The organism is Cohaesibacter haloalkalitolerans (genome assembly GCF_003574655.1).
Taxonomy (GTDB): Bacteria; Pseudomonadota; Alphaproteobacteria; order Rhizobiales; family Cohaesibacteraceae; genus Cohaesibacter; species Cohaesibacter haloalkalitolerans.
Map to the genome: position 1 here is coordinate 446321 of NZ_QNUM01000002.1, position 25415 is coordinate 471735.

The window sequence follows — 25415 nt, forward strand, 5'->3', positions numbered from 1 at the left end:
TTGGCGGACAAGATGATAAAATATATGAACTATTTACAGGCGACTTCTTGTTGTCCGCCAGATTGTGTCCTATGAATGGCTCGGCTAAAATGGCAGGGCTGGTGGCATGAAGTACGGGCTGAACTCGGCGCAAGGGGCAAGGGGACTTGAGGTCGCGCTTGTCTGTGTTGTCCTTCTGTTCTGTGCCATTCTCTGGATGGTGTTCCGCACCACCGACAACAGTGCCATCATCGACCTCGAGGTCCGGGATGGCATTGCGATCATTCCCGAGGCCCCCCTCGATCACGGCGCGATCTTCGCCTTGCGCGGCCCTTGGCAGGTTTATTGGGGACATCTGTTCACGCCCGATGACTTTCAGCGCCCGGACGCCCCGGAACCAAGCGGGAGCCTGCGGTTGCCGTGGATCTGGCGCGGGCACAGCTTCGGTGACGAGATTGCGGGCGGAACGGGGGCGGCCACGTTTCGCCTACGCCTCACCCCGCCTGCTGGCAATGCAATGCTCACGCTTCGCCTGTTCGATCTCCGCCTCGCCTACAGGCTGTGGGCCAACGGGACTCTCATTGCCGAAAGCGGCAAGCCGGGACTGGATGCCGCAGAAGAGCAGCCCGACCGGTCCCTCGTTCTTGCCCCCCTCGAGACGACCGGGCAGCCGGTGGATCTTGTTCTTCAGATGTCCAACCATGGGTTTCGAGAAGGCGGCATAGGCGACCCGATCCTGCTTGCCAAGGCGGGCATCCTTCAGACTGCGCGTGACCGGGTATGGATCTTCTCGGCCTTCTTCTGCGGAATTCTCCTCGTCGCAGGGACTTATCACCTGTTGATCTATTTTCTGCGCCCCAGAGAGATTTCCTTTTTTTACTTCGGCACGTATTGCCTTTTGATTATCGGATATGCGGCCAACTCGAACTCGACCTACTGGCTTTCGCGGGCTGTCGTTCCAGGGTGGATCAATCCGGTTGCACTCGATGAACTAGCCCTTGTCTGCTATGCCTTGTCGGGTGCGATCCTGTATCGCTTCTACAGGTGTCTTTTCCCGTCCGACTTCTCCAAGCGTCTGCAAGCGGTCTCCGATCTGCGAGTCGTTGTGTTCCTGCTGTCCGTACTCGCGTTTCCGCCGGTCTGGCAGTCATGGCTGGTCATGTTGCTGATGCTGGCCGGATTGCTCTTCACGACCTATTTTCTGGTCCGGTTATTCGTCTGCGTCGTCAAACGGCAACCGGGTGCAATCCTGCTGTTCTCTGGCGCGGTCTTGTTGGCATCCACCAGCATTCACGACGTGCTTGTCCATACCGATGTCATCGAAGGCGAATACATGATCCTGAGGGGTCTGTTCGCGCTCGTCGTCTTTCAGTCGTCGGCGTTGGCTCTGCACTATGCTCAAAGTTTTCAGACGGTGGAGTTGCTATCGGAAGATCTTCACCACAATCTGGACGCGCTCAAGGCGGAAATGAACCGGCGACGAGAACTCGAAGCGGAGGTCGTCTGGGTCAGCGAGGAAGAACGCCGCCGCGTCAGCTACCAGATTCACGACGGCCTGTGTCAGCAGCTCACTGCGGCGCGCCTGAGATACTCCATGTTGTCAAATATTGCCGCCGTGAAGGACTCCCCGCCGATGGTTGAACTGGGGCGGGTACTGTCTGCCGCGACAGAGGATGCCTATGCTCTGTCGCGCGGAATGTGGCCGGTCGAACACGACTCGGCTCTGACCGGTCCGACCATTGAGGAGTTGGTGGACAGTGCGCGGCGGACGAGCGGCCTCGAGATCAATCTTAGACAGAACTGGCCCTGTGCGAGTTGTGCCGGTGAGCATCTCAGTGTCTTTCACAGGATTGCGCAAGAGGCGATTGCCAACGCGGTGCGACACGCCGGTGCGACGCGCGTCGATGTTTCGCTGGACTGTGAGGGCGGATTGACCAGACTGGAGGTCAAGGATGACGGTGCGGGCCTTCCTGCGGATCTGCCCTCTGCCGGGACAGGCGGTCTTGGTCTCCGGATCATGCGGTATCGAGCCAGCGCCATCGGAGCAGCGTTTTCAATCGACAATGCGCCCGGCGGCGGAACAGTCGTCAGATGTCACGTCCAGTGCCATAACGGCACCTGTTCAGAGGGAGCGTCGTGATGGAAGCGCCCGTCGCCTGTACGGTTCTCCTGGTTGACGACCATCCCGCTGTGCGGCAAGGGCTTGCCGCCCTTCTGGCATCGAACGGTCTTCCATCCCCTCTTCAGGCTTCGACATTCGAGGAGGCGCGCGCGATCGCCGACGACAATAAGGTTGATCTTGCTGTCATCGACCTCTCGCTCGAGAGCGGGGATGGGCTGGATCTCGTCCCCGATCTCGCTTGTCGCGGAGCGCGCGTGATTGTCTATTCGATGTTTGAAGATGCCCGGACGATCAGGCGCTCGCTCCAATATTGGGTTCTCGGCTACGTCACCAAGCGCGACGACCCTGCCTGTCTTCTCGAAGCGGTGGACCATGTTCGCCGCGGTGAGCCCTACCTTTCTGTTCGGGCTGCCAACGCATTGAAAGAGGCAGACGGCGCCGAACAAGACAAGGAGCTCAGCGAGCGCGAGCAACAGGTCCTGTCGCTTATGGGTCAGGGGGAAAGCAACATCGGAATCGCCGCGACGCTCGGCATCAGCGTGCGAACCGTCGAGACCTATTACGCCCGCATAAGCGAGAAACTTGGTCTGTCGCTGAGCGTCCGGGAGCTAAGGAAATACGCTATCCGCCACTCCAACGAGTAGGTCAAGAGGTTCATCTCAATCTGGCTTATCGGTGGTTCTGCCGGTTGGATCGGACCGATCCCGTGCCAGACCATTCGACTTTCTCGAAGAACCGACATGGTCGTTTCCGTGAAAGCAATCTGCTACGGATGGTATTCGAGGCAGTGGTTGCCCGTTGCATTGAGGAGGGTGTCGTTGGTGGTGAGCACTTTGAGAGCGATGCCAGTCTCATCGAGACCGATGCCAACAAACAGAATTCGACTGCCAAGGAAGATTGGGATCCTGACAAGATCAATCCGGAAATATGGGTCGGCAGAGATGCTGGCATGGCTGGTCCATGATTGAGGAATTGAACTGAGGGTGTCGGTGCAAAATTAGACCACGGTAGCTCCGTCGTGTTGGCGGTGCGGGGGGGGGGCGTAAAAGTTGTCCATTTTTGCCCCGGACCTGTCACGGAACTGTGCCGCTCCTTTGAAAGCATATTGTGCAACAAAGAAGATTTTCTATAGGACGGTCCAGAAGCGGTTCACATTGCGCTGACCAGTGGCCTTACAAGACGGCAGGTTGCATCTGATCTCCGGGATTGGGATGTCAACGTTGAATAAGTGGGCGACATCCCACAAGGAGATTGATGTGGTCTCCGGCGATGATCAGCTCCTTGCAGCAGAGAATGAACGACTTCGACGTGAGAAGCGTCTTCTCAAGGAGGAGCGGGATATTCTAAAGTTGAGCCGTCTCGGGACTGTATTCACCACACGGATCGCGACAGCCAATATTGCTCTCATGACTATCAGAAGATCCTGCGTCTACACGGCTTCAGGCCATCCCCTCTCAGCGATGCGGGCATCGCCTGCCGGGCAATGCATGAGCGGAAAGGGCAATTGTCATGTTAATGCAGCGGTAGTGCTACCTTCAATAAGGGCGGCCAGGCATTCAAAGCCAGTTATAAATCAGATGGCTATGAGATCCTGACATATAAGAAGGGCAATAGAGGTGTCCGGTTCATCTTTGAGAAAGCAGAAGGAGACAGTGAGGCTCCTCAATTCATTCAGTTTAGCGATCACCGCATCGCTCCGGCGGACGCCGACCATTATCATCTCTACTGGGGCAATGATCGAGCTGAATTGCTGAAGGAAGTTACCAACTGGCCAACCTACTATCCTGCGTCCCTGACAGGAGATGAAATCGTCAAGGAAATGCTGGCGCACTAGTCAGACGCCGTGAGGGTCTGCAGGCTCGCTTTGCGAGCTTGCATATCCTCAACTGTTAAAGCGCGAAATAGCTGCTCACCAAGAGCACGCTAACGCCGGAATTCATCGCTGAAGCAACAAAAGTCTGACTGACTAGAGGGACAGATTGGAATGAAGGGGTTCAAGCCTCTGGTCCACGTCCGGCAAGGCCTTTGGCGAACCAACTTTCCTCATATGTTCACTGAAGGCATTGGAATTATGAAGATATTGGATTTTATCCCTTTCAGGATTTCGTGCTGCAGTTTCATTCCCCCCCATTCTTCTGCTCCCGATCCCAGTCGCTTTTGGCCAAGGTATTGTATCGCAACTTAATCACTTGATTAATTCGATTGACTTATTCAAGTGATTAAGTTTATATGGTTGACATGGAACAGAAACAAGATACCAGCCACCGCGGCCAGCTCACCCGGCAAGCCCTCATCGAAGCAGGATGCCTGCTGTTCGGGCAGAAGGGTTTCCACCTCACCAGCACTCGTGAGCTGGCAAACGCTGCCGGTGCCAATCAGGCCCTGATCGGCTTTCACTTCGGCGGCAAGGAAGGGCTTTACTCAGCCGTTCTGGATTATGTCGAAGCTCAACTCTCTGCGCGATTGATGCCATCCAAAGATACATTGCATGGCCTGAAGACGGCAGAAGGCACCCCGGAAGAGCGGACCATCTGTGCTCTTGCCATCGGCGAGATGATTGACAACCTTGTCGATGTGCTGATCGAGCCGGAGCTTGAAACATGGGTTTGCGTGATCTTGCAGGAGCAGCAGGAAAACAGCACAGCCCATGAGCGGGTGTTCGAGAATTTTGTCGCGCCGCATTTTGCATGCCTTCTGGACCTCGTCACCCGACTGCACCCCGACAGCAGCGAGACGGACAACAGACTGACAACGACCATTCTGATCGGTCAGGTTCTGGCCTTCCGCCCTGCACGATCCCTGATCCTGAAACATATGAAATGGGAAACCATCGGCCCGGAACAGGCACGCGCCATCAAGGACGCCGTGCGCAGGAACGTGACGCTGCCCCTCGTTTCCCGGAAGGAATGACAACCGAGAAGAAACGGCCATAGTAACCGGTTGAAAAGTCAAGTCGGTTGTACAAATCAAAGGAGATGACACATGCCTTCAGCAGAAATGACCCCGCAGTCCCCTTCTCTTCCTTTAGATGGTCCCGGCCCTCTTCTCGATGCCGCTGCAGACCTTGTCTGGAAGCCCGATTATGAAAACGACTCGTGGTTTTACTTCGGACAGTATGACGTCAACGGCGAGACCATAAACTATCTGTTTCACGCAATGATCATCCCGCTGCCGGAAATAGGCGATGCGGTTCAGCTGATCGTGGCCATCTCCAACGAGACGACCGGCTGGTACAAGGCAGATGATCGCATCATGCCGCTGAGCAAGGCCGAGGTCAAAGAAGGTTTCGACATCAAGATGCCGAACGGCTTCATTCGGGGCACGTTGGGCAACATCGATCTGGAAGCCACCCTTGGAGACGGCAGCGGCAAGATTGCCCTGCATATCGCAGCGCCGGGACCGGTCATCTTCAATGCCGGTGTGGGCGAATTTACCGGCATGGACATGCATATCCATCAATATTCGATCCCTCGCCTTGCCACCTCCGGCACCATCGAGATCGAAGGCAAAAGCTATCAAGTAGAGGGAACCAGCTGGTTTGATCGCCAGTGGCAGCTTCTCTCCAAGGTTCCCGTCAGCAAGCTGAAATGGAGCTGGATCGGCATGACGCTGGACACAGGCGAGGCGCTGAGCGTCTGGTCCTGCCCGATGCAGCCGGGGGGCAGTCCGCGCGCATGGGCTACGATCCTCAAAGCCGATGGAACACAGATGGTCATTCCCGTCGATCCGACACTGGGGGCAACCGGGGAATGGAAGAGCGACGTCACCAACTACCGCTATCCAACTCACTGGACCGTCCGGATTCCGGAAATGGATGCTGTTCTTGATGTCGATCCCCGTCCGCTGAAGCAGGAAGTGGTGTCCAGAGAAGCGCCGGTCCTTAGCAAATATGAAGGCGCCAGCAGGGTGACCGGCACTTGGCAGGGAAAATCCGTTACGGGATTTGGCTATGTTGAACTTGTCGGAAACTGGTCATAACAGTCCCAACACTATAAGCCTTTGCAGCGCGACGCCAAATTGCGCTGCAATTCTTTGCTCAGTATTTCAGGGCCAGTTCCCCAACACGAAGATAGTCTCACCCCAATTTTGAAGTGAAGACGACTGTCAAAATCAGTTTCGCACTCTTCCTGTTGAAGCGCGCAAAACCACCTCCGAAGGCAAGACAAGCCGTTTTTCCGGAATGCTCTGGCCTTTCAAACGTTTGACCATCAGATCCGCAGCGAGCCTGCCCTGTTGGTCCGCATTCATTTTCACCGTTGTCAGGGGGGGCGAGATGAAGCCCGAAAAGGGCAGATCATCATAGCCCACAACAGACACATCACCGGGCACCGACAGACCAAGGCTGTTGAGCGCCCCGATCACGCCCAGAGCGACGGTATCATTGCCCGCGAAAATAGCCGTCAACTGTGGCTGCCGCCTCATCAGATGCAAGGTCGCGTTATAGCCGCTTTCCGCGCTGAAATCGCCAAACTCGATGCAGTCGTCGTCGAGCGTGATTCCGTTTTTGGAAAGCTCCTGTCTCAGTTCCTCCAGTCGGGAATCAGTCGCTGAAAAGCCAGCTGGCGAAAAGGGAACGCTGCCAATAGCGCGGTGTCCCAACTGAAGAATATGCCGCACAGCCTCCATTGTGCTGTCTCGGGTGCATGTCGTCACACTCAGCTCGTCCGGATGCCCGATCGAGCCGATCTGCACGACAGGAAAGCCACTATCCAGCAAGGCATGGAGATCCTTGTCTTCCACATGGGGGCTGAGCACCATCAGCCCGTCTATGCGATGGGAAACGACCAGATCGGTATAGGGATTGACGCCCTTTTTCCGCTCGAAGGTCTCCAGCAACAGGCTATAGCCAGCTTCCTTCAGAACATCGGCAATCGCATAATGCAGCATGGGAATATAGGCATCGACGCGGATGGAGCGCGTTTCCGTGATCACCAGTCCGACAGTATCGGTTCGCCCCTTGCGCAACATGAGCGCAGCAGAATTGGGGCGATAGCCCAGAACGCGCGCAGCTTCACGCACGCGCTCCTTGGTTTCTTCACTGAGGCTGACCGCATCGGAGCCGTTCAGAACGAGAGACACGGTCGAACGGGATACGCCGGCCAGTTTTGCCACATCATGGCTGGTGACAGATTTTGCTTTCATTCCAACTGGATACCATACTAACGCGTGTTAGTCGAACTTTTTTCATTGACAGATGCAAATTCAAAACTACACTAACACGTGTTAGTAAGGCTTGGCTGGGGATAGAGGAAACCCTGGATCCGGCACAAGAAACAAAATGGGAGGAGCATGATGACCGGACGAAGTGCCGATAAATCGGTCAACGCAGACAAAGGATCAGGCTTGTTTGGAAACAGGCTGCGCAGGAAAGAAGCCCTCACGGGCTATCTCTTCATACTGCCAGCCCTCATCGGCCTCATTGCCTTCTTCGCTTTTCCCACCATCCGGGCCGCGCAGATCAGCCTGACCAACTGGAACCTGATGCGCCCGGCGCACTGGATCGGGTTTGACAATTACGGCAAGCTCTGGGCCGATGGGAAATTCTGGGACTCGATGCAGATCACGCTGCTCTATGTGATCTACAACATCCCCCTGCAAACGGCCCTCGGTCTGATCATTGCCGTACTCGCCGACAGGCTTGCCAAATCGGTTCTGTTCCGGGCCGTGATCATCGCCCCCTATCTCATCTCAAACGTGGTTGCCGGCCTTGTCTGGCTGCTCATGCTGGACCCGCTGATCGGCCTGACCAACGCCTTTCTCACCGGCATCGGCATCCCGCCGCAATCCTTTCTCAGCTCGCCCGATCAGGCGCTCATTTCCGTTGCAGGCATCTCGATCTGGCGTCATGTCGGCTTTACCGCCCTGCTCTTCTACGCTGGCCTTCAGTCGATCCCGCGCGATCTTTATGAAGCGGCGCGACTGGATGGTGCCAGCGAAAGCGCCATGTTCCGCATGATCACGCTGCCGCTGTTGCGCCCGGTCATGGTGTTTGTGCTGGTGACCAGCGTCGTCGGATCCTTCCAGGTGTTTGATGTGATCGCCGTGACGACCCAAGGCGGACCAGCCAACTCCACCCGCGCCGTGCTCTGGTACATCTATGAGAATGCCTTCCAGTTCAGCCGCATGGGCTATGCCTCGGCCATGTCCATGGTGCTGTTCGTCTTCCTCATTTTGGTAACGCTCTTGCAGATGCGCCTGCTGCGTGCCGACAGCTCGGATCTGGGATAGGGAGAAGCCTCATGTCAACAAAACTCAACCTGCCCAAATTGTTCGGCTATGCAGGCCTTGCCGTTTTCGGCATCATCTCGCTCCTGCCCATCTGGATGGCGCTCAAAACAGCCATCACCATGCCCACGGATGTTTTCTCCACGGCAAACAGCCTTTGGGTCAACAATCCGGTTTTCGGCAATTTCCTGCGTGTGCTGGGTCTGCCCAGTGATGTGCCACCACCGGCCAACTCGGGCTCACCAATCAACTTCATGATCGCGCTCAGAAACAGTGTGATCTATACCGGCCTTCTCGTCACCGGCCAGCTGTTCTTCTCGTCACTGGCGGCCTATGCCTTTGCAAGACTGCGTTTTCCCGGGCGGGACGCGATCTTCTACAGTTTCATCGCGGCGACGATGATCCCCTCGATCGTGCTGTTCATTCCCAATTTCATCCTGATCCGTCAGTTGGGCCTGCTCAACAGCTTTGCGGGCATGGTGGCTCCCAACATCCTGATGCTGCCTTTCGCAGTCTTTTTCCTGCGCCAGTTCTTCCTTTCAACGCCCAAGGAGCTGGAAGAAGCGGCGCGGCTCGATGGCCTCAGCTGGTTCAAGGTCTATTGGCATATCGCCCTGCCGCTACAGCGCGGACCGCTGGCCACTCTGGCCATCCTTCTGTCCATTCAGGCCTGGAATGATTTCTTCTGGCCGTTCCTCGTCGGGCAGAAAGAGAATGTGCAGGTGATGGCCGTCGCGCTCGCCAACTATCAGAGCCAGACCGGACAGGGACAGCCGGATTGGACCGGTCTGATGGCCGCCGTGATGCTGTCGATCATTCCGGTGCTGATCCTGCTCGTGTTCTTTGGTCGCCGTATCGTCGAATCCTTGCAAACAAGTGGCATGAAATAGGCCGACATTCGAATTTTCTAGGGAGAGAGAATTATGAAGACTCTAACGCACTATCTACTCGTGTCCGCAGCCGTTCTGGCTCCGACAACCGTCTTTGCGCAAGATACCGTGCGCTACTGGATGTGGGATGGACAACAGGCACCGGTCTATCAGCAGTGTGCAAATGATTTCGAGGCGATGAATAGCGACATCCATATCGAGATCACGCAAACCGGCTGGGACCAATACTGGACGAACCTGACCACCAGCTTCATTTCCGGTGATGCACCCGACGTTTTCGTCAATCACCTGATGCGCCTGCCTGAGTTTGCCGCCAACCAGATGATCGAAGACCTCACGCCGCTTCTTGCCAAAGCGTCCTATGATACATCGGGCTATCTGCCGGGCTTGCTGGAAAACTGGTCCAAGGACGGCGCCGTTTATGGCCTTCCCAAAGACTGGGCAACTGTCGCTGTCGCCTATGACCGCGACAAGCTGAAAGCTGCCGGACTTGCGCCATCCGATCTGGCTGACATGACATGGAACCCCGAGAATGGCGGCAGCTTCCAGAAGATCATCGCCCACCTTACCGTCGATACCAACGGCAAGCGCGGTGATGAAGAAGGGTTTGATCCGAATTCTGTTGCCACCTTCGGCCTTGTACTCAACCCGCTGAGCCCGCAAGGGGAAACCGAATGGGCCTATCTGGCCGCCAGCACAGGCTGGAGGTTCATCGATGAGCCATGGTCGACCCACTATAATTTTGATGACCCGCGTCTTGCCAAGTCACTGACCTGGATCCGCGATCTGGCTCGTGTGCATCATCTGATGCCGACCGTGGAACAGACAGGGCGTCTGGGAGCAGAAACCCTGATGTTCTCGGACAAGGGCGCGATGACGGTAACCGGTTCGTGGCTTGTGGGCCTTTACCATCAATCGAAACCATCGGTTGCCTTTGCGCCGATTCCGGCAGGCCCCGAAGGTCGCAAAACCATGTTCAACGGTCTGGCAGACTCCATCTGGACCGGCAGCCCGGTCAAGGATGCCGCGTGGAAATGGGTGCAATATCTTGGTTCTGATGCCTGTCAGGCAACCGTTGCCAAGGCTGGCGTTGTCTTCCCGGCCCAACAGGACCAGATCGAGACAACCGTCAAGGCTTTCGAGGAAAAAGGTGTCGATGTATCCGCCTTCACCAAGGTCGCGACCAGCGAGACCACCTTTGCACCACCGATTACCGACTATGGCAACGAGATTTCCTCCATCGTCAAAGCGGCTCTTGAGAAGGTCATGCTAGGGCAACAAAAGCCCGAAGAGATCCTCACCAACGCCAATGAAGAAGTGAACAGCCTTTTCTGATCGCGTCAAAACAGCAGGGCGCGGCATTGTCTGGGGGCGAAGCCGCAGCTCTAGCGGCCGGACTGAGGCCATCCGGCCGCACCCAGCCCCCTCATTTCAGCCGAAGCGCGAAGTGCAAACCGGCCACCAATATCAAATCGGGAGGAGCACATGTCTAGTCTCGAACTCAAAAATGTCAACAAACGTTATGGCGAGGCCCATATCATTCATGACATCGACCTGAAAATCGAAGCCGGAGAATTCTGCGTTTTCGTTGGACCTTCGGGCTGTGGAAAGTCCACACTGCTGCGTATGATCGCTGGCCTTGAAGACATTTCAAGCGGTTCACTGGCCATTGGCGGCGAGCCGATGAATGATGTAGATCCGGCCAAACGCGGCGTCGCCATGGTGTTCCAGAGTTACGCGCTCTATCCTCACATGACTGTGCGCGAGAATATGGGCTTTGGTCTGCGCTTTGACAAAACCCCGAAGGAAGAAATCAACCGACGGGTCAATGAAGCCGCCGCAGTGCTTGAACTGGATGGCCTTCTGGACAGGAAACCAAAGGCGCTCTCCGGTGGCCAGCGTCAGCGCGTCGCCATTGGCCGCGCCATTGTGCGCAAGCCGAATGTCTTCCTGTTTGACGAACCGCTGTCCAACCTCGACGCAGAATTGCGGGTCAACATGCGCGTCGAAATCGCCCGGCTGCATAAAGAGCTGGGCACAACGATCATCTATGTCACCCACGATCAGGTGGAAGCCATGACACTGGCTGACAAGATTGTCGTCTTGCGGGCAGGCAGCATCGAACAGGTCGGTGCGCCCCTCACCCTTTATGACGATCCGGACAATCTTTTCATTGCCGGCTTCATCGGTTCGCCAAAGATGAACTTCCTTGAAGCCACTGTTAGGGAAGTGACAGGCCAGAGCGTGACACTCCAGCTTGATGACGTCGAGGCGGCTCCTTTCAGCATGGAACTCAAGGGCAGCATGCCCGCTGAAGGAGACAAGTTGACTGTGGGCATCCGACCGGAATCCCTCTCGCCAGAAGGGGCAGTGCAGATCAAGCTGACGACAGACATCGTCGAGCATCTGGGTGGTGAGTCCTACATCTACGCCCGCACACAGGCTAACCAGCGCATCGTCATGAAGCTTGCCGACGCGCGCCAGTTCAGGACCGGTGAAGCCATAACAGCAGCCTTCGATGTATCAAGGGCCTTCCTGTTCGATGCAGCCGGCATGCGGCTGCGCTAGAGAAAAAATCGCAGGGCAAAAAGGGGCCGGATGGCCTCTGCCCCGAGCATCACCTGCCAGACCCAGAACACTCTCGACATCAGAGCAATCAAAGCGGACCACCCCATGACTTCCATCCATCATCGACTGGATACGCCAACCCAGACCCTTGTCCTGCGCATTGAAAATAACCGGATGGCCGAGGCCATCTATTGGGGAGAACGCCTGCCCGAGACCGAGGATCTGGCGCAATTGTCAATGGCCCATGCAATTGATCTGGGTGGTGGCATGCTGGACGCGACCATTCCCCTTTCCATCTGCCCGGAGGCCAGCGCCCCCTTCCCCGGACAGGTCGGGCTCTCCCTCTCGCGCGGCGAGAAAGCCATTCTTCCCCGCTTCCGGTTTGAAAACGCTGACAGCTCCGACGGGTTGAAACTTGCCTTTTCCGATGAGGCAAACGGCTTGCACTACGTCGCCCATTTTGTCCCGGTTGGCGATATCATCATCGCCTCGGCCTGCCTCACAGCGACCGCCCCCGTCCTGTGCCACTGGTTGGCCGCGCCGGTTTTGCCAGCGCCACAAATGTCCGATGAGATCCTCGACTGGCATGGCACATGGCTCAAGGAATTCCAGCGCCAGAGCACCCCGTGGTCTGCAGGCATCCGCATGCGGGACGCGCGCACCGGCCGGTCAGGCCATGAACATCCGCCAGTTGCCATGATCCCGCTTCGCGGCGCGACTAAAACCGAAGGCACCGTTCTGGCCCTGCAACTTGCCTGGTCGGGCGGGCATCGCTTTATTGCCGAGGAGCTGCCTGACGGGCGACGGCAGCTGCAAATGGGTCGCACATGGGATTCGGAAGGCGCAGGCACCCGGTTTCATTCATCAGAACTTATCCTCGCCTGCTCCAGCGAAGGGGAAGCCGGTATTGCACGGGCTTATCAGGGCTATATCAGGGATCATGTGGTGCGTTGGCCAGACCCGGATCGGTCTCGCCCTGTGCATTACAATTGCTGGGAAGCCATCTACTTTAATCATTCCCTTAAAGCACTATCGGAAATAGCCGAACGCGCCGCCGCGCTGGGCGCCGAGCGCTTTGTGCTCGATGATGGCTGGTTCGGCAAGCGGGACGACGACACCAGCTCTCTGGGAGACTGGACGATCGACAGCAGAAAATGGCCCGACGGCCTTACCCCCCTCATCAACAAGGTTCATGCCGAGGGCATGACCTTTGGCCTTTGGGTCGAGCCTGAGATGGTCAATATGGACAGTGACCTCTATCGCGCCCATCCAGACTGGCTGCTTGGACCGACCGACCAGTTGACCGGACGGTTCCAGCACGTACTGGACCTGTCAAAGTCCGAGGTGCGGGACTATCTGTTTTCCGCCCTCAGCGCTCTGCTGGCAGCGAATGATATTGACTATCTCAAGTGGGACCATAATCGGCTTTTGCCGTTGGTCACTTCTGCTCAGACCGAAGGTGTCTATACCCTTCTTGATCAGCTAAGGGCCGCGCACCCGACGGTCGAGATCGAGACCTGCGCATCAGGTGGCGGACGTATCGATATTGGCATTCTCGCGCGCACCCATCGGGTATGGCTATCGGATTCCAACGATGCCATCGAGCGCCTGCGTATCCAGCATGATGCAGCCCTGTTCATTCCCGCAGCCGTCACGGGAAGCCATGTCGGCCCGCGCAAATGCCACTCTTCCGGCCGTATTCTGCCCATGTCCTTCCGGGCATGGGTGGCAGCGGAAAGGCATATGGGCTTCGAGATGGACCCACGGGAATTGACAGACGAGGAATTCGCCATCCTGCAGCGCGTCACCAACTGGTGGAAAGCAACCCGCGACTGGCGTATGGACGGGTATGTGCTTCCGCTTGAAAGCGATGACGACTCCGTCATTTCCGAACTGCAAATTGCCGCTGACGGCGCGCGTTTTGTCCTCTTTGCCGGACGTTTCGCAACGCCGCGTCACACCCTGCCTCTGGCCCAACGGCTGGCGGGGCTCGAGCCCGATGCCCTCTATCGGGTTCGGCTCATCAATCCGGAAGATCGCCCACCGCAATCACGCGGCCATACGGCGCTTGTCGAAGGCGACCTCACTCTCAGTGGCAAGGCCCTGATGACCCACGGCCTCAACCTGCCTCTCTCCTGGCCCGCCACGATGTGGGTGGTCGAAGGAGAAAGGGTTTAGGCTTTTAGCTCAGCACAATGAAAGCTCCTAAAATTTTTCACCCACATTCGTTGCATTGCGGCTTGGTGTCAGCAGCCATTCGCTTTATGCGTGGAAGAAACGATATGGCAAGGCCAACTCAGAGATCAAGGCGACCGATGCGCAAGCGGCCAAGATTAGACGCCTGAAGCAGGAGCTGGCTCGGGTTACCGAGGAGCGCGACATCTTAAAAAATGCAACGGCGTTCTCACGTATGGATGCCAGCCCAATAGACGCTCGACGGGAGCCTCTTTAGGTTCCATCCTGCGTGGCGGCCGATCACATCTTCGCGCTCTCCGCCTCGCAGAAGCGCTTCGCTCAGTTGGAACTCAAGATCCCGAGCGATTTTTATCCGCTCTGTCTGACTTGCCTTTTGCCGCTGTACTTCCCGATAGATCCAAGGAACGAACAGCATCTAGCGTATCCGTGTTTGAATAGTGCTAGTGCCCGGAAAGAGGAGATCAACCAGCCCGTCTCGGATCGTGCCCAGACCAAGCTCATCACGTGCTTCGGGCTGCTTGAATAGATCTATGAGGGTCTGAACTCTACGCCGCTCTTCAGGGTCAAAATCGATCCAGGCAAGGTAAGACATCGGCTACTCACGAATTAAAAGGATAGGGTGAGGTTAGTTGCCTCCCCGAGATACTGTGGTTTGGCCAATTCCAATAGCCCGTGGTCAACCCAGAACACGGCCACTCCTTGAAGCGGATGTTGCGGGAACAGTCTTTCCACCAGTGCGGCGTAGCTGGAGAGCTGTGGCCAGTAGAGACCAAAGCCCTTACCCGCCCCGCCGGTTTTGTGGTCGATCAATAGGCATCCCTTTGGCCCAGTTGCTAACAAGTCGATCATGCCGGGAATTTCAGCACCTTCTTTGGTGTGACCTAGCAGAGGGATCTCACAGAGCAGATTGGTGTAACCATCGGACGAAAGCAAGGCTTTCAGTGTAGCTGCTCTCTCGGCGACCAGCGCTAGGGTTGCATCGTCCAATCCAGTTGCCTGGTGCAGAGCTGCAACTAGATCAGGCCGCGTCAGGCAAGTCCGTAGGGCAAGGTGTATCGCTGTCCCTCGGGCAGCGTCACTGACCGTGCGGGGCCATGGCGTGCCCAATTTGATAGCTTGGCCGTCTGGTGCAGGCAGGGCCGTCGTGGCTTGTGATGGCTTTAGCCTCCAGGGCGTCACGACCACAGTAGGCAAGGGGATAGCGCTGCCGAGCCGTGGTGTGTCCGTGATCTCACCCCCCAGATACTCGGTGAAGCCTGCGTGTTCGGGCAACTGCCTGACGATGGCTGGGCAATCAATCCCGCCGATGTGCAGTTTATCACCACCGATTCGCGGAGCGCAGGCATCTGTGAAAACATGGAACAGGCACTTGGCTTCCGGTGCTTCCTCATCACGCTCTTTTAGGAAGCCTGGCCACTCCAGTACCAGCCGATCGCGAGCCCGGGTCATGGCGACGTAAAGAAGGTTCTTCGCATTTGCCTCGAAATCCGTCCGCCGATCCTCAATGAACCGCCGCTCGGCCTCAGGGGCGGCAAATCCCGGCGTGTGGATCAGTGCGGCCGAGGCCAGCGCGGCGTCCATATCGTCGATCTCGTCAAGCGCGGTGAACCGGGTCGCGGTGCTACCAGGCCAGTCTTCGATCCCATGGTCGAATTCCGCAACCACGGTGATCGGCCATTCACGCCCCTTGCTGGCGTGCCATGTGACGATCTCGACCGCCTCGGCGCTGTTGGCGGCGGGGTCGGGACGGCGGTCGAAATCGCGCTCGCTGGCGAGGGCAGCCAGCCAGCCAAGAAACACCTTGACACTTTCGCCATGGAAACCGGCTGCGGATTTTAGATCACGGTGCGCTGATTCGAAGTCGCTTGCTTCGGCTTCAAGCCGCAGTAGGTCTGCAGGCGCCTGTGCCGCGTCGGGCTGACGGCCAGCCCAAATCCGCAGGCCAGAAGCATTGATCACCAGGTCCACGGCATTGGAAATCGGCAAGCGAGCAAGGTGGTCCGACAAGGCCGCCAAGCGCATCAGGGTCGGATCATCCGTCAACCGACCTTGGATCTGCGCTTGCATGGCGGCTTGTAGGCTGAGCGGATCGGGGCCGAGGGTACGCAGGACAAGTGCGGCATACGCATCAGCAGGGTTCGCGGCATAGCTGAGCGCCGCGCAGGCTGCCCGAACAACCGGACTTGTCGCCCAGCCATCTTCAGCGATGCGGACTGGAACGCCGCGCGTGCGCAATTCCTCGGCATAGCGTGCCGGCAGACCAGAAGAGCGATGTCAGAGGGACGCGCGCTACTCGGGGCCCTGCTCTGTCGGTCTGTGATCGTTTCACCGGCCTGCAAGATCTGGGCGATGCGCCCTGCAACATGCTCTTGCGGCTTCGAATACTTTCTGACCCCACGACCTTTGACGATGTTCAAAAAACTCTAGTGCTGGACCGGACACAGGATCACGCGTCGGGGCTAACGGGCTGTAGCCTGCGCCAAACAGCCCGGCGCCCATGGCATTGACGAAGTCCATCACCGCAGGTGTAGACCGCCAGTTGCGGTCAAGGGGCTGCGTCGCATCGGGGTTGGCCGCCGCCAGCTCCTGAGACAGGCGCGGATCAGCCCCCTGAAAGCCCATGATCGACTGTTTGACATCCCCCAGGCCCGGAAGACTTCCAGCAGTTGGCCGATCAACTCCGCAGCCTCAAAGGCCGCTTCCTCTTCTCCATCAACGATGTTCCCGAGATCCGAGAAATCTTCTCAGGCTTCGATATCGAAGAGGTGAGCCTTAGCTACTCGACAAACAGCAAAGGCTCCACGCAGGCGCGTGAGCTGGTGATCGGGAACTAGGCCCCCGCAATGCCATTGCTGAGAACAGCCCCACAAAGCAATGGCATTCGCTGGCAAAGAGGCTGGTCTGCTCCACATGTGTGGCATCCGAACAAAGGAGCATGATGATGGAAAAGGAAATTGCACAAGCCGCCATGAAGGCCCTGCTGGAGACCATGAAAAAGGAAATCGAAAAGGCTTATGAAGAGGTCGATTTGGCGATAGAATATGTGACCGACGGCGAGCTGAATACCGCTGCCGGTGGCATGTATATCACCGAGCAATCGCTCGGCAAAGCGCAAGACCTGTTCAACGCCTTCAGGACCATTCATCAGGTTTCGTTCGATGGGGCGTAAGCCGGGTAATGCCCGCTTGGAGCCCAAATCAACCGTAATGACGCGGGTTTGCTCGGGCAGAGTTTAGCGGGTTCGCCGAATTTTGCATGCTTCTATCCAGTCTTTGGGTAACACGTTTGCTGCCACATTTGGCGGCAAAGCATAGAATTCCATCCGCCGGTAGCTCCACGCAAAAGGCCTACAGTTCTTTAGTGCGGCACCATGCAAAAAGGGTTGAAATTTTCTAGGGGCATTGCGAAATGAACTAAAAATAGAGGAATGAATTTCCTGATCAGGCGCGAATTCACTGATAATTTTTACACGTCGAATTTCAGCATAACCGCCAACCAAAACAGCTGATAATCCCATTGAAAACACAATGAATAAAGCAGGAAGAAGTTGGCGGTGAACACCATGCTGCTTTGCAAAACTAGTTCCAATAGCAGCTAGCAAGACAGATAGAGGAAGAAGCGCTTGCCAGTAAGTCAGTCCTAATCGGTCTCGCCACATCAGTAGCAAAGCGAGCGCTTGGAATGGACCGCCAAACAACAGTAGCGAACAATAAATATATGCTAGAAGCGCCCAAACTGCTGCCATAAATGAAGTCATTGCTTAAAACTGCTTTAAAGGGAAATATTTTCACAACGCACCAAAGGGTAGCATATACATAGCTTCGCTTCAAAGGCGGCTTTGTCCGCATAGTGTGAGTTAGAGGATAGTGCACCCCATTCCGGACTGCAAACACAGTTGCTTTTTGGGATAGGAAAACAGGGTCAAATCAAGCCATCAAACTGTCCAGGAAAAACAGTGGTTAAGGCGCGAGATGAGTGGGCCGATTGAATAGGCGACTTGTGCAAAGAAAAGTGTCGACTTGTGCAGAGTGAAAAGGCGCGCCACACAGACGGGTCGGATCTGGTGAAATCGCCTGACACACTCCGAGAAATCTGAGACCTAAAAATCCCATAATTCCAAGGACTTGTCGATATGAGTGGGACGGGCTGGGAAAAAATGATGGTGCCCGGAGGCGGATGTCATTTTCAGAGTCGTAACCGATTGAAATTTCGATATAAAAAATTTGCAACCCCAAATTTTATGCCTGTGGATGGCACCGTTTTAGGCACTAGACCTTAGGCTAGGTTAGGCTCGCTTCCAGCTCAACCTGAAAATTTCGGCTCAACGTCTTCCAATCGGTGGATTCGGAATGCGAACGTCTTTCTCCATTCTATCCGATAGCCCGAGATAGGGACAAATCACTTTTTTCTTCCATCATCCCGTTCAGGATGATTTTAACCATATCATCCCCCCTATGGCACCCTTCGTCCCGCTCGGGTCTTTTTCGTGTATTTTTAACTGAGTTGTGCTAAATTCGTCCCGAAAGGGATGATCATGGCCAACATAGATAGTTCTCAAGATCTTGGAACGCTCATTAGAGACGAGCGCAAACGGCAGGTGCTGACACAAGAACAACTGGCAGCCCTTTCGGGGGTCGGCGTGCGCTTTGTGCGTGAGCTGGAGCATGGCAAGGAGAGTTGCCAAGTGGGACTGGCTCTCACAGTCATGCAGACCCTTGGCCTCACCTTCACGGTCAACAACCGGGAGGATGACACATGAGCCGCTCTCTTGATGTCTATTTGCGTGAGAGTTTAGCAGGCTCCTTAATTCAGATGGATGATGGGCAACTCTGCTTCTTCTATGATCCTGACTACCTGTCTTCCAACGGAGCCGCTCTTTCAGTCTCAATGCCCCTGCAAGAGGCCCCCTACCCCGATGCGGTAGCCCGGCCTTTCTTTTCCGGACTGCTACCAGATGAGCGCGCGCGCAAAAGGCTGGCATCTGCCCTTGGCGTCTCGCAGCAAAATGCCTTTGGGCTGCTGGAAATCATCGGTGGTGAATGCGCTGGTGCCCTCTCGCTCTTGCCACAGGGATCAGAACCTCCGGACTTCAGGTCTCAGGATGTCGAGCCACTGGACGAGAAGCGCCTGAGCCAGATCCTTGATCTGTTGCGGGATCGCCCTTTGCTCGGCGGTGAGGAAGGTGTGCGCCTGTCCCTCGCCGGAGCACAGGATAAGTTAGCGGTATGCGTGAGTGACGGTCAAATCTCGCTTCCCAAAGCTGGCAAGCCGACAACACACATCCTAAAACCCTTTATTGAAGGGCTGAACGGTACGGTTGAGAATGAACTCTTCTGCATGCGTCTTGCAAACCGCGTCGGGCTACAGGCTCCACATGTCATCAAATCGTCAGCAGGAGACACCGACTTCATTCTGGTGGAACGCTATGACCGCGTTCAGGAAGCCGACGGCTCCATTGCCAAGCTGCATCAGGAAGACCTCTGTCAGGCCCTCAGTGTACCGCCCGAACTCAAATATGAAGAAGAAGGCGGACCGGGGATCGCACAGTCGGCTGGTTTGATCCAGAAACATACGCGCCGTCCCGCAGCTGACAGGCTCGCCTTCCAGCGCATGGTGATGTTTCATTATATGGTTGGCAATGCAGACGCTCATGCCAAGAATTTCTCTTTGCTCTATCACGCCAGCACACCGGATCTAGCCCCCCTCTATGACGTGGTTTGCACTGCGGCCTATCCACGTCTGACCAAGAAACTGGCCATGCAGATTGGCGGCCAGGGTCTTGCTGACACGATCACGCTTGAACAATGGTACGCACTTGCTGCTCCAACCAAGGCTGCCCAAAGAGTGTTCCGCACCGAGCTGGCCACAATGGCCAACAGGGTCAAAGAAGAAGCCGATGCTCTGCTCGTCGAGCTGCAAGCCGAAGACCTCTTCCACCCGGTACTGAAGACCGTCAGGAAAATCATTGGCACGCGCGTCAAGCTTGTGAGAGACCAACTCGAGAAGGCATGAAGAAGGCTCCGGCATTTGCCGGAGCCCTTGCTATGTCATTCGCCACGGTGTCCATTGGGACGTGACCAGATCAGGATGTAGCTTTCACCATCTTCATCGTCGAAGAGGTTGGCATAGATCGGAGCTGTGAAGCTGGGATCATCCAGTTTGAGGCCAAGATAGTCACGACCTTCGCTGGATCGCTTGGACCAGGCAGCCCCGATTTCCGCACGGCCGACTAGGACACGGTGGCTGGGAGCGTTTTCGCCAGTTGCGCGAATGTCGGGAATGATGCGGACGCCTTTTGCCTGGACGCTGAGAGTGACGATTTCGCCGGTGTATTCGTTGGTGCCGTTCTTCTTGAAGGTGCCGATGGTAGCCATTTTAAATCTCCATTTTGTTTCCGAACCCGCACCATGCGGTCTCGATGGCGATCAAAAGGCCGAAGATGATTGCCGCCGCATCCTTGCGACCGAAGCACAGCGGAGGATGGAAAGGAGAGGCTTTGTTGTTTCGCGAGGAAATTCGGCTCGCCGACAGGGGAAGAAAGCCAATCCGAACCATTGCGGCATAGCCAATCGAGGCAAAAGCCGTTCTTCGGCCAGATCAAGCCAGTTGAAGAGACCGTTTGGGGTCGAACCGGAAGCAGGAAAAATAGAGATGATGGCAACTTGAGTAAAAGTGAAAGAAAGTTGGCATTGAACAACTGTAGACTAGCGTAGCCTATGCGATGCCCAAGACTTAGTCTCTCAAAAGCAAACATTACGAAAACTTTCGTGCAGATTGGTTGATTGACGTCCAGAGCAGCCGTGATCAACCGCACCCTGGATTAGCCGAGCGCGGCTGACTTAGTTATCAAGTTCGGCACCTAATTTAAGATCCCATTGGCTTGCTGCGTTTCCCTGACGAAGCGGACGATTTGTTGCAGATCTGCGCGAGTTATATGCGGTTGGGCGGGCATATTACCGTAGGGCCAGTGATGTTTACGAACACCGTTGGCAACCGCGAGCTCAAAACTTATGTCGGCGTGGTGACTGGGTTTGTAGATAGGATGGATCAGCGGAGGCCCCATTTCGGTCCCCTTGCCATTTTCGCCGTGGCATGCAGCGCAATTGTCGTTGAAAAGCTCCTGTCCATTGGCGGCAACAGGAGACAGATCCGGCACAGTCACATTCACGATTCTGGATGTAGTAGAAGATGACCTGCCAGCGCCGTCAAAGAATTTTGTTACGATTACTGCGCCACCCGCAATGAGAGCGGCCATAACAGCATATTTTGTCCAGTTCATTTTCATGGCTGCTCTTTTTGAAGAGTATTTTTAAAAGACGGAATTTCAAGTTCTCTTGGTTCGGCTTTCTCTTCCTTTTCGTGATCACAGTGACCGCCCATCATCCGATGCATGAACATATGCATGACGAGGCAACCAACAATCGGCAGCAAAGCGGCCAGGCCGTTGCTCGTGGAAACATCCTCTCCGGTCTCAATGAAGATTGAGGCCGCCGAGGCCAGCATGAGCGTGCAACAGACGACCATCATCCAACCATGGCCCGTCTTGGGCATGATGCGGGTCAGGAGGGACGATTGTTGCTTGTGGTGGGTGTTATGATTCATGGACTTGACCTGTTGCAGGCACAAATATCCCGCCTGCTAGAAATTTGACATTAATTTGGGAAAGTGGAGACAAAGGCAGACGCTGGCTCATATCGATGAAACCGTACAGCCGCGGATCGGGCTGATCCAACCCGCGGCCACGTTTCGATCTGTCTGAGACTTCAGTACAACCTTATTCCTGAGCTGGCTCTGAGGGGCGCTTCAGATCATCATCATCGTCACTGCCGCCCATCATTTCAAGCATTTCGTCCATATGAGAACTCATGAAAGCCATCATGCTCGACATCATGTCAGTCATGCTTTCGCTATCGTTCATCATGGACGACATCATGCCATTCCCCATCATGCCATTGTTGCCCATCATGGAGGCCATCGACATCATGTGACCGGAGTTTCCCATGCCGGGAAAGCGGCTGGACTGGTCGGAAGAGGTCTCATTGTCATGAGCAAAGCCAGACAAAGGAAGGGAAACAGCTCCTGCCAGAACAAGAGCTGCAGCGGTCGGGATCAATTTGATTTTCATAGGTTTTACCTTTGATTGAGTTTCGAAAATTGTTTACGAAAGTCAATCAGAGGCGCGGAGGTGGTGGCTCCGGAGAAAAGGAAAAGGCGTAGGGCAACTGTTCCCTTGGCAAGGGATCGCGCCCAGCCAGATATGAAGGACACCCCATCGCGGGTATTGGCAAAAAAGTTGCCTGAAGGCTGCAATGGGCTGACGAGCGGCTCATCATGCCCGCGCAATCTTCGCAGTCACCAGCCATCATGTCGGCCATTCCACCCATGTCCATCATGTTCATCATCGACATGTGCTGCATGGAAGGCAGAGGTTCCTCATTCGAGGATTTGATGGCACCCAAGGTCCCGCCTGAAAAGCCAAGCGAGATCAGGCTGAAGACAATCAGCGTATACCCTAGCTTTGCAAATTGGGAGGTGAAGTTCATCATCGGGATTCTAGGCTTCTTGGTTGTTTTTGGGTCCAACGGTCTCAGGAAGATTTGGCCGCAGGGAGTTTCTAGTTTTTACAACAGTGGTGTTTGCCATTCTCTTCGGCGGACCAGTTCACGGTTTTGTCCGAGAGGCCATCCAAAATTGGGCAATCGGGTTTGTTGTCACCGTGGCAATGATTGACGAGTGTCCCCAGCGTTGCCTTAAGCGACTGGAGCTCGGTGATCTTCTGTTCGATTTCAATAATCTTACCTTGAGCTATAGCTTTTACATCTGAACTTGCACGATCCTTGTCATCATAGAGAGATAACAGCAGGCGGCATTCTTCAATGCTGAAACCGAGGCTGCGCGACCGCTTCAGAAACGTAAGGCGATGAATGTCCTGGTCAGTGTAGGTGCGATATCCGTTTTCGGAGCGGATCGACGAGATCAGGTCGATCTCTTCGTAATAGCGGATCGTCTTGGTCGGCAATTCCGTTTTGCGTGCAGCCTGTCCGATATTCATGATCTCTCTCTTACTATGTGCGAGCCGTATATGCGCTCTAACTGGTCCAGTTCCTGTCCTGAAAAGCCCAAAGTTCCGGCCTTTGCAATGAGATGCGGTAAAGTTTCAGACTGTTTCTTTTCCGGCAACATACGTTTGCCAAGCCATTCCTGCTCCGGTCTCTTCATTTCAATAGTCCCTTCAAAATAAGACTTCCAGTGACTGGAAGGTCAAGTCAGAAATACCAGTTGAAAGAACACTTGTCTTTCGGCAGTCTACCAACGCCGTAGGGGGGGGCGAAGGTTCGGCAGGGCCGCTTGTTTGACCGGCCCCACCTTAGTCGTCGCACCAATTGATTAATTGGTCTTCTTGGCATCCTTGGTCAGCACGGTGGCCCAACCGTCGGTGAGCATGGAGATGGTGACCTTCTCGCCAGCCCGCAGGCAGCGATTGACGCTCATCCGGTGATTGTCGATGCCTACCAGCTTGCTGCCATCAGGCATCTTGATCACATTCTCACAATGGTTGATGCCTTCATCGTCAGGTGCGCAGTTGCTATCGCTGAGGACTTTTGCCGTCACGCTCTTGCCTGCTTCAGGCAAAGTGCCTTCGAGAATCTGGAGCGTGTATTTGCCGCCCGAACCGTTTTCGATCCAAGAGGAAATGCCAGCCCCGGCAGGGATGTCAGGCTGAGCGCTCATGGCAATCGGGGCTCCGAGGAGAAACGTGGCAAGGCCAGTTGCAAGCAGGTTGGAGGAGATGCGTTTGCTGTTCAGTTTCGTCATGATCATACTCTCAATTCTGCTTGCTGTTGTTCATCATCATGCCGCCGGCATGGTGGGAAGCGAATTCAGATGCCTCGAGTTTGCCGTCCTTGTTTTTGTCCATGTAGGCGAACATGCGTTCGTGCATGCTTTGGAACTCTTCAAGTGAAAGAGATCCGTCCCCGTCCGTGTCAAGCATAACAATCATCATGTCCGGGTTCATCATCATGCTTTGAGACATCATAGTCTGCGACATCATTGGACTGCCCATCATGTCGCCCTGCATGGTTTTCGCTGCTTGATCGGGGTGGTGTGCCGGGTTGGCGAAAGCCGCGTTGATCCCCAGAACGACGAGAATGCTGGTGGTGGTGAAAAGAAGAAAGTTGCGCATGGATTATCTCCGATAAGTGCGTTGTCTGGATCAGTCCGGTTGGCCTTGCCTTTTGTCTTTAGGGTAAGATCAACCGGCTTGCACCGCTCGCCTGAAGGCGATTTCGGTACAGTTGAGGACATAAACCCGACGCGATGTCTGACGCAGAACGCACCTGTGGCGTTTACGGCAGTTCGGCCGGGAAGGATCAAGACAAAAAGATCGGAGGGGGCGTATCCGGGGGTGTGCGCGAACCGGTCAGATTGGCAACCGTCGCAGCATAGGGAAGCGTCTGTAGACGAGCTTCAGATGCATTGGTGGCACTTTTAAGAATCAGGAAGGAGCAGACACCATCGGAGGTGCAGGTCTGGTGAAACATGCCCTGATCACAGCCGGGAACTTCTGCAACCACTGTACCAAGTGTCACTGTCGCTTCGGCGCAGGAAACAGGCTCTGAATGTCCGAGCGCAAAGCTTTGCCCTGCTCCGGCAAAAAGCCCAAACAGCAGGAGTATCGCAGCGATCATGCTTTGCAATCGTCGAGACATGGTTGTCCTAGTTTGCTTCTCTTTGAAACCCATTGGTACAGAGGATTACGCCCTTCTGAGAGATCTTTATAGAGTTTCCAGTAACCGGAAGGTCAAGGCAAATTTTCTCTGGAACAATTTACGCACAGGGCCATTGACCTTCTAGTTACTGGAAACACCATGTTGAGGATATCCAATGAGCAGATCTTGCGATGCGACGGCTAAAATCCGGCATCGGGAGGTCATAACAGCGAGTATCCTCATGAGTACGACGATGAATGGCACATATCAATTGCAGGGCATGTCTTGCGGCAACTGCGCAAAGCATGCAGAGAGAGTTGCTCAGCATATCGACGGGGTTACGGGCGCAAGCGTTGACCTTGCCCAACAGACGATTTCCATCTCATTTGATCAACCGATCGATGAGAAAAAATTATCAGAGGCATTTGATAAAATAGGTTATTCTGCCGTGACGCGGTTGGCAGAGCTATCGATAGACGAAATGAAGTGCAATGGCTGCGTCAAATCGGTCAACGAAGCCCTAATGGATGCACCGGGCGTTCTGCATGTCAATGTGGATCTCGCTGATGGCAAGGCGACCGTCAAATACTGGCAAGGCCGCACCAGCCCGGAACAACTCGCCAGCATCGTCAACGAGCTCGGTTTTCCCACCACACTCACCAAGACGGAAAGCGATGCGGCCTGATCCGGGCCCGTCGCATTCCCATAAACAAAAAACAGGAT

26 protein-coding genes and 5 pseudogenes are annotated in these 25415 nt (G+C 55.3%); 18 read left to right on the forward strand and 13 right to left on the reverse strand.

From position 1 onward, the window contains the following. Positions 1-106: 106 nt before the first annotated feature. The 7 genes and pseudogenes from DSL70_RS05865 to DSL70_RS05895 all read left to right on the forward strand — a co-directional run bounded on the left by DSL70_RS05865 (position 107) and on the right by DSL70_RS05895 (position 6079). Complete coding sequence (locus DSL70_RS05865; RefSeq protein WP_119306964.1) at positions 107-2119, forward strand: sensor histidine kinase; 2013 nt, start codon at positions 107-109, stop codon at positions 2117-2119. Beyond that, positions 2119-2745 (forward strand): response regulator, encoded by a 627-nt coding sequence (locus tag DSL70_RS05870; protein ID WP_119306965.1) that lies wholly within the window; start codon positions 2119-2121, stop codon positions 2743-2745. The genes DSL70_RS05865 and DSL70_RS05870 overlap by 1 nt, the downstream gene beginning before the upstream one ends. After that, positions 2736-3005 (forward strand): annotated as a pseudogene (locus DSL70_RS05875) (transposase); the annotation flags it as partial. The gene DSL70_RS05870 and the pseudogene DSL70_RS05875, both read left to right, overlap by 10 nt. Before the next feature lie 249 nt (positions 3006-3254). Continuing rightward, positions 3255-3456: pseudogene (locus tag DSL70_RS05880) on the forward strand (IS3 family transposase); the annotation flags it as partial. Between the two features lie 170 nt (positions 3457-3626). Then, positions 3627-3935: pseudogene (locus DSL70_RS05885) on the forward strand (ZinT family metal-binding protein); the annotation flags it as partial. Positions 3936-4339: 404 nt separating this feature from the next. Beyond that, the gene (locus DSL70_RS05890; protein ID WP_162916392.1) at positions 4340-5011 is read left to right on the forward strand and encodes a CerR family C-terminal domain-containing protein; all 672 of its coding nucleotides are present in this window, start codon (positions 4340-4342) and stop codon (positions 5009-5011) included. Positions 5012-5083: 72 nt separating this feature from the next. Beyond that, positions 5084-6079, forward strand: coding sequence for a lipocalin family protein (locus tag DSL70_RS05895; protein WP_119306967.1), 996 nt, complete (start codon positions 5084-5086; stop codon positions 6077-6079). A gap of 132 nt (positions 6080-6211) precedes the next feature. Here the strand turns inward: DSL70_RS05895 and DSL70_RS05900 are convergent, their stop codons facing one another. Continuing rightward, a complete protein-coding gene (locus tag DSL70_RS05900) occupies positions 6212-7243 on the reverse strand; it encodes a LacI family DNA-binding transcriptional regulator (RefSeq protein ID WP_119306968.1) in 1032 nt (343 codons plus the stop codon). A 150-nt stretch (positions 7244-7393) separates the two neighbouring features. Between DSL70_RS05900 and DSL70_RS05905 the strand changes: the two genes are divergently transcribed. From DSL70_RS05905 to DSL70_RS05930, 6 genes and pseudogenes are all read left to right on the forward strand, one after another. Then, positions 7394-8329 (forward strand): carbohydrate ABC transporter permease, encoded by a 936-nt coding sequence (locus DSL70_RS05905; protein WP_119307296.1) that lies wholly within the window; start codon positions 7394-7396, stop codon positions 8327-8329. Between the two features lie 11 nt (positions 8330-8340). Continuing rightward, positions 8341-9216: a carbohydrate ABC transporter permease gene (locus DSL70_RS05910; protein ID WP_119306969.1), complete on the forward strand. Its 876-nt coding sequence runs from the start codon at positions 8341-8343 to the stop codon at positions 9214-9216. A gap of 33 nt (positions 9217-9249) precedes the next feature. After that, positions 9250-10551, forward strand: coding sequence for an ABC transporter substrate-binding protein (locus DSL70_RS05915; RefSeq protein ID WP_119306970.1), 1302 nt, complete (start codon positions 9250-9252; stop codon positions 10549-10551). A 150-nt stretch (positions 10552-10701) separates the two neighbouring features. After that, a complete protein-coding gene (locus DSL70_RS05920; protein ID WP_119306971.1) occupies positions 10702-11784 on the forward strand; it encodes an ABC transporter ATP-binding protein in 1083 nt (360 codons plus the stop codon). A 105-nt stretch (positions 11785-11889) separates the two neighbouring features. Further along, positions 11890-13962, forward strand: a complete 2073-nt coding sequence (locus DSL70_RS05925; protein WP_119307297.1) for an alpha-galactosidase — start codon at positions 11890-11892, stop codon at positions 13960-13962. A gap of 49 nt (positions 13963-14011) precedes the next feature. Beyond that, positions 14012-14173, forward strand: a pseudogene (locus DSL70_RS05930) (transposase); the annotation flags it as partial. A gap of 15 nt (positions 14174-14188) precedes the next feature. On the opposite strand, the pseudogene DSL70_RS22545 reads toward DSL70_RS05930, so the two are convergent. Next, positions 14189-14572, reverse strand: a pseudogene (locus DSL70_RS22545) (DUF6361 family protein). Between the two features lie 14 nt (positions 14573-14586). Beyond that, a complete protein-coding gene (locus DSL70_RS05940; RefSeq protein WP_245418105.1) occupies positions 14587-16215 on the reverse strand; it encodes a 3'-5' exonuclease in 1629 nt (542 codons plus the stop codon). 431 nt (positions 16216-16646) lie between these two features. Between DSL70_RS05940 and DSL70_RS05945 the strand changes: the two genes are divergently transcribed. Together DSL70_RS05945 and DSL70_RS05950 are read left to right on the forward strand one after the other, a co-directional pair. After that, complete coding sequence (locus DSL70_RS05945) at positions 16647-16814, forward strand: hypothetical protein (protein WP_205563168.1); 168 nt, start codon at positions 16647-16649, stop codon at positions 16812-16814. A 107-nt stretch (positions 16815-16921) separates the two neighbouring features. Then, the gene (locus DSL70_RS05950; protein ID WP_162916393.1) at positions 16922-17149 is read left to right on the forward strand and encodes a hypothetical protein; all 228 of its coding nucleotides are present in this window, start codon (positions 16922-16924) and stop codon (positions 17147-17149) included. Between the two features lie 63 nt (positions 17150-17212). On the opposite strand, the gene DSL70_RS22195 is transcribed toward DSL70_RS05950, so the two are convergent. Beyond that, on the reverse strand, positions 17213-17737 hold the full coding sequence (locus DSL70_RS22195; RefSeq protein ID WP_162916394.1) for a hypothetical protein: 525 nt from the start codon (positions 17735-17737) through the stop codon (positions 17213-17215). 777 nt (positions 17738-18514) lie between these two features. Between DSL70_RS22195 and DSL70_RS05955 the strand changes: the two genes are divergently transcribed. Together DSL70_RS05955 and DSL70_RS05960 are read left to right on the forward strand one after the other, a co-directional pair. Next, on the forward strand, positions 18515-18739 hold the full coding sequence (locus DSL70_RS05955) for a helix-turn-helix domain-containing protein (RefSeq protein WP_119307298.1): 225 nt from the start codon (positions 18515-18517) through the stop codon (positions 18737-18739). After that, entirely contained in the window at positions 18736-19992 is a 1257-nt protein-coding gene (locus DSL70_RS05960) for a type II toxin-antitoxin system HipA family toxin (protein WP_119306974.1), read from the forward strand. Before DSL70_RS05955 ends, DSL70_RS05960 begins: the two co-directional genes overlap by 4 nt. Before the next feature lie 35 nt (positions 19993-20027). Here the strand turns inward: DSL70_RS05960 and DSL70_RS05965 are convergent, their stop codons facing one another. From DSL70_RS05965 to DSL70_RS06010, 9 genes are all read right to left on the reverse strand, one after another. Next, entirely contained in the window at positions 20028-20354 is a 327-nt protein-coding gene (locus DSL70_RS05965; protein ID WP_119306975.1) for a DUF736 domain-containing protein, read from the reverse strand. 485 nt (positions 20355-20839) lie between these two features. Next, complete coding sequence (locus DSL70_RS05975) at positions 20840-21265, reverse strand: c-type cytochrome (RefSeq protein ID WP_119306977.1); 426 nt, start codon at positions 21263-21265, stop codon at positions 20840-20842. Continuing rightward, positions 21262-21582 (reverse strand): DUF2933 domain-containing protein, encoded by a 321-nt coding sequence (locus DSL70_RS05980; RefSeq protein WP_162916395.1) that lies wholly within the window; start codon positions 21580-21582, stop codon positions 21262-21264. The genes DSL70_RS05975 and DSL70_RS05980 overlap by 4 nt, the downstream gene beginning before the upstream one ends. Positions 21583-21754: 172 nt before the next feature. Then, complete coding sequence (locus tag DSL70_RS05985; protein ID WP_119306979.1) at positions 21755-22105, reverse strand: hypothetical protein; 351 nt, start codon at positions 22103-22105, stop codon at positions 21755-21757. Between the two features lie 46 nt (positions 22106-22151). Further along, on the reverse strand, positions 22152-22526 hold the full coding sequence (locus tag DSL70_RS05990) for a hypothetical protein (protein ID WP_119306980.1): 375 nt from the start codon (positions 22524-22526) through the stop codon (positions 22152-22154). Between the two features lie 68 nt (positions 22527-22594). Beyond that, the gene (gene cueR / locus DSL70_RS05995) at positions 22595-23032 is read right to left on the reverse strand and encodes a Cu(I)-responsive transcriptional regulator (RefSeq protein WP_119306981.1); all 438 of its coding nucleotides are present in this window, start codon (positions 23030-23032) and stop codon (positions 22595-22597) included. Positions 23033-23367: 335 nt separating this feature from the next. Beyond that, a complete protein-coding gene (locus DSL70_RS06000) occupies positions 23368-23796 on the reverse strand; it encodes a hypothetical protein (protein ID WP_162916396.1) in 429 nt (142 codons plus the stop codon). A 10-nt stretch (positions 23797-23806) separates the two neighbouring features. Then, positions 23807-24166 carry an EF-hand domain-containing protein gene (locus DSL70_RS06005; RefSeq protein WP_119306983.1) on the reverse strand — a complete coding sequence of 120 codons (360 nt, stop codon included), beginning with the start codon at positions 24164-24166 and terminating at the stop codon, positions 23807-23809. 187 nt (positions 24167-24353) lie between these two features. After that, a complete protein-coding gene (locus DSL70_RS06010) occupies positions 24354-24725 on the reverse strand; it encodes a hypothetical protein (RefSeq protein ID WP_162916397.1) in 372 nt (123 codons plus the stop codon). Positions 24726-24933: 208 nt separating this feature from the next. On the opposite strand from DSL70_RS06010, the gene DSL70_RS06015 reads away from it, so the two are divergent. Beyond that, positions 24934-25377 (forward strand): heavy-metal-associated domain-containing protein, encoded by a 444-nt coding sequence (locus DSL70_RS06015; protein ID WP_162916398.1) that lies wholly within the window; start codon positions 24934-24936, stop codon positions 25375-25377. Positions 25378-25415: the final 38 nt, after the last annotated feature.

Bases quoted from the DNA above. Each gene is read 5' to 3' on its own strand.
- DSL70_RS05865 (WP_119306964.1), top strand. From the start codon at position 107: ATGAAGTACGGGCTGAACTCGGCGCAAGGGGCAAGGGGACTTGAGGTC.
- DSL70_RS05870 (WP_119306965.1), top strand. From the start codon at position 2,119: ATGGAAGCGCCCGTCGCCTGTACGGTTCTCCTGGTTGACGACCATCCC.
- DSL70_RS05890 (WP_162916392.1), top strand. From the start codon at position 4,340: ATGGAACAGAAACAAGATACCAGCCACCGCGGCCAGCTCACCCGGCAA.
- DSL70_RS05895 (WP_119306967.1), top strand. From the start codon at position 5,084: ATGCCTTCAGCAGAAATGACCCCGCAGTCCCCTTCTCTTCCTTTAGAT.
- DSL70_RS05900 (WP_119306968.1), bottom strand. From the start codon at position 7,243: ATGAAAGCAAAATCTGTCACCAGCCATGATGTGGCAAAACTGGCCGGC.
- DSL70_RS05905 (WP_119307296.1), top strand. From the start codon at position 7,394: ATGACCGGACGAAGTGCCGATAAATCGGTCAACGCAGACAAAGGATCA.
- DSL70_RS05910 (WP_119306969.1), top strand. From the start codon at position 8,341: ATGTCAACAAAACTCAACCTGCCCAAATTGTTCGGCTATGCAGGCCTT.
- DSL70_RS05915 (WP_119306970.1), top strand. From the start codon at position 9,250: ATGAAGACTCTAACGCACTATCTACTCGTGTCCGCAGCCGTTCTGGCT.
- DSL70_RS05920 (WP_119306971.1), top strand. From the start codon at position 10,702: ATGTCTAGTCTCGAACTCAAAAATGTCAACAAACGTTATGGCGAGGCC.
- DSL70_RS05925 (WP_119307297.1), top strand. From the start codon at position 11,890: ATGACTTCCATCCATCATCGACTGGATACGCCAACCCAGACCCTTGTC.
- DSL70_RS05950 (WP_162916393.1), top strand. From the start codon at position 16,922: ATGGAAAAGGAAATTGCACAAGCCGCCATGAAGGCCCTGCTGGAGACC.
- DSL70_RS22195 (WP_162916394.1), bottom strand. From the start codon at position 17,737: ATGACTTCATTTATGGCAGCAGTTTGGGCGCTTCTAGCATATATTTAT.
- DSL70_RS05955 (WP_119307298.1), top strand. From the start codon at position 18,515: ATGGCCAACATAGATAGTTCTCAAGATCTTGGAACGCTCATTAGAGAC.
- DSL70_RS05960 (WP_119306974.1), top strand. From the start codon at position 18,736: ATGAGCCGCTCTCTTGATGTCTATTTGCGTGAGAGTTTAGCAGGCTCC.
- DSL70_RS05965 (WP_119306975.1), bottom strand. From the start codon at position 20,354: ATGGCTACCATCGGCACCTTCAAGAAGAACGGCACCAACGAATACACC.
- DSL70_RS05975 (WP_119306977.1), bottom strand. From the start codon at position 21,265: ATGAAAATGAACTGGACAAAATATGCTGTTATGGCCGCTCTCATTGCG.
- DSL70_RS05980 (WP_162916395.1), bottom strand. From the start codon at position 21,582: ATGAATCATAACACCCACCACAAGCAACAATCGTCCCTCCTGACCCGC.
- DSL70_RS05985 (WP_119306979.1), bottom strand. From the start codon at position 22,105: ATGAAAATCAAATTGATCCCGACCGCTGCAGCTCTTGTTCTGGCAGGA.
- DSL70_RS05990 (WP_119306980.1), bottom strand. From the start codon at position 22,526: ATGATGAACTTCACCTCCCAATTTGCAAAGCTAGGGTATACGCTGATT.
- cueR (WP_119306981.1), bottom strand. From the start codon at position 23,032: ATGAATATCGGACAGGCTGCACGCAAAACGGAATTGCCGACCAAGACG.
- DSL70_RS06000 (WP_162916396.1), bottom strand. From the start codon at position 23,796: ATGACGAAACTGAACAGCAAACGCATCTCCTCCAACCTGCTTGCAACT.
- DSL70_RS06005 (WP_119306983.1), bottom strand. From the start codon at position 24,166: ATGCGCAACTTTCTTCTTTTCACCACCACCAGCATTCTCGTCGTTCTG.
- DSL70_RS06010 (WP_162916397.1), bottom strand. From the start codon at position 24,725: ATGGGTTTCAAAGAGAAGCAAACTAGGACAACCATGTCTCGACGATTG.
- DSL70_RS06015 (WP_162916398.1), top strand. From the start codon at position 24,934: ATGAGTACGACGATGAATGGCACATATCAATTGCAGGGCATGTCTTGC.